Origin of the sequence: Hyphobacterium lacteum (assembly GCF_036330345.1) — a bacterium.
GTDB classification, from domain to species: domain Bacteria; phylum Pseudomonadota; class Alphaproteobacteria; order Caulobacterales; family Maricaulaceae; genus Hyphobacterium; species Hyphobacterium lacteum.
In genome coordinates this window covers 1-800 of record NZ_JAZDRP010000020.1, presented here as the reverse complement: position 1 = coordinate 800, position 800 = coordinate 1, and the positions used below count along the sequence as shown (strand labels likewise).

1 protein-coding gene is annotated in these 800 nt (G+C 62.2%); it reads left to right on the top strand.

Translation table 11 applies throughout. The features are described from left to right. A partial coding sequence (locus V0U79_RS13605; RefSeq protein WP_330200056.1) for a TonB-dependent receptor domain-containing protein occupies positions 1 to 800 on the top strand: 800 nt, incomplete at both ends.

The following is an 800-nucleotide window of genomic DNA, read 5'->3' as shown; positions in this document are numbered from 1 at the left end:
GGTGAGGTCCGTCTGCCGGTCCTGTCCGGTTCGGAATTTGCCGAGCTGCTGGCCTTCGAACTCTCGGCTCGTTCCTCGTCCTATGACGTGACGGGCACCGGTGTTCAATCGTCCTTCGATGCCAATACCTATGCCATCAAGGGTGAGTGGGCTCCGAACGATCAGGTTCGTGTCCGTGCCTCGTTCTCGACGGGCTTCCGGGCTCCGTCGATCGGCGAGCTGTTCGCTCCGCAGGCCCAGACGGCTGTTCAGTACACCGATCCGTGTGTGAACTACGGTACGTCGGGTGCTTCGGCGACGGTCGTCGCCAACTGTCAGGCTGACGGCCTGCCGCCGACCTTCACCCTGACCTCGACCCAGGCGTCGGGTGTTGTGGGTGGTAACCCGAACCTGCAGCCGGAAGAATCGGAAGGTTTCACGGTCGGTGTGGTGTTCACGCCGTCGGGTACCCCGATCCTCGAGGACTTCACCTTCAGCGCCGACTACTTCTCGTTTGAAGTGACCGGTGCCGTGGGCTCGGCCGACGTGAACACGATCGTGTCACAGTGCTACGGTTCTCCGAACTTCTCCGATCCGCTCTGCGCCCTCATCGCAGGTCCGGGCTATACGGGTGTGACCGGCTCTGCGCTGGCGGCTCCGTATCCGGGACCGGGTGGTGCTCGCCGTTCGGCTGTCGGTGTTGTGGCCGGTGTGCTGCTGACCAACGCGAACCTGTCGACCTATGAGACGTCGGGTGTCGATTTCTCGATCGATTACTCGGGTCCGACCTTCGACATCTTCAACACGAACGCTCAGTTCGT